Raw genomic sequence first — 1,438 nt, 5'->3', positions numbered from 1 at the left:
GTATTTATGGCGCCAAGGCAATATTAATATTATTCTCAATTATCAGCCTGAATCCGCAGCCGCTTATTTTTTCAAAGAGCACGGCCCTTCCGCATGCGCAATGGGCTTTAGAACCAAAGATGCAGCCAAGGCATTTCATAAAGCGGTTGAATTGGGCGCAGAACCTATTTACTCAAAAATCGGCCCTATGGAATTGAACATTCCTGCAATTAAAGGCATTGGCGGATCGCCGATTTACCTGGTCGACCGCGACATTTACCAAAGTGATTTCATTTTCTTTGATGATGCGCCTGCGCATCCAGCCGGAACAGGCTTAAAGGAAATCGACCACTTGACGCATAATGTCTACAGAGGGCGCATGCAGTATTGGGCAGACTTCTATGAAAAGATTTTCAATTTTCAGGAGATCCGCTATTTTGACATTAAGGGCGAATATACCGGCCTCACCTCAAAAGCCTTAACTGCGCCGGATGGCAAAATCCGCATTCCGCTGAATGAAGACTCGGAAAAAGGCAATGGTCAAATTGCCGAGTTCCTAAACGATTTCAATGGTGAAGGCATTCAGCATATTGCATTTATTACCGATGACCTGATTGGCACATGGGATAAATTAAAAGCATTGGGCGCCAAATTTATGACGCCGCCGCCGAACACCTATTATGAAATGCTTTCAGAACGCCTGCCTGGCCATGGTGAACCGACCGAAGAGCTGCAGAAGCGCGGCATTTTATTGGACGGCAATACGCAAAATGAAGACAAGCGCTTGTTGCTGCAGATTTTCTCAGAAAATATGCTTGGCCCTGTATTCTTTGAATTTATTCAGCGCAAGGACGATGACGGCTTTGGCGAAGGCAACTTTAAAGCCCTATTTGAATCGATAGAGCGCGATCAGATTAAGCGCGGTGTTTTAGATATTTCAAATGCCTGACATTTAGGCCAGCATGATTTCTTATGCGCCTGAAGGCATGGGCGCATAAGAACTTTATAGATGATTTGAATCATTTTAATAAAATTTCTGATACTGCTCTGATCATTCAGCAGAATAAAAATAAAAAAGCATTGATCGCCATACAGGGCACTGTCTCAACATGGATGAAGATAGAAAATGCAGCAAATTGAACAAGGAAACCTCAAGAAAGGTTTAAGCAACCGCCATATCCAGCTGATTGCGCTAGGCGGCTCGATCGGCACAGGGCTGTTTCTCGGCATTGCGCAGACCATCAAACTCGCAGGCCCGTCTGTAATTCTCGGCTACGCCATTGCAGGGCTGATTGCCTTTTTAATGATGCGCCAATTAGGCGAAATGATTGTTGAAGAGCCTGTCAGCGGCTCATTCAGCCATTTTGCTTATAAATACTGGAGCAAATTTGCAGGCTTTATGTCCGGCTGGAATTACTGGGTATTAAACATATTGGTCTGCATGGCGGAATTAAGCGCC

At 44.9% G+C, this 1,438-nt stretch carries 3 protein-coding genes; all 3 read left to right on the top strand.

What is annotated here, in order from left to right; genetic code table 11:
* Positions 1-928, top strand: a 928-nt coding sequence (gene hppD / locus RSA72_RS14530) for a 4-hydroxyphenylpyruvate dioxygenase (protein WP_332633441.1), incomplete at its 5' end; no start/stop codon positions are given.
* A 23-nt stretch (positions 929-951) separates the two neighbouring features.
* On the top strand, positions 952-1,119 hold the full coding sequence (locus RSA72_RS14525) for a hypothetical protein (protein ID WP_332633439.1): 168 nt from the start codon (positions 952-954) through the stop codon (positions 1,117-1,119).
* On the top strand, positions 1,106-1,438 hold a 333-nt coding region (locus tag RSA72_RS14520), incomplete at its 3' end, for an amino acid permease (protein ID WP_332633437.1). The genes RSA72_RS14525 and RSA72_RS14520, both read left to right, overlap by 14 nt.

This window comes from Acinetobacter sp. (assembly GCF_036659555.1).
Taxonomy (GTDB): Bacteria; Pseudomonadota; Gammaproteobacteria; order Pseudomonadales; family Moraxellaceae; genus Acinetobacter.
The sequence above is the reverse complement of the archived record's forward strand: the minus strand, read 5'-3'. Positions and strand labels throughout refer to the sequence as shown.

Bases quoted from the DNA above. Each gene is read 5' to 3' on its own strand.
- RSA72_RS14525 (WP_332633439.1), top strand. From the start codon at position 952: ATGCGCCTGAAGGCATGGGCGCATAAGAACTTTATAGATGATTTGAAT.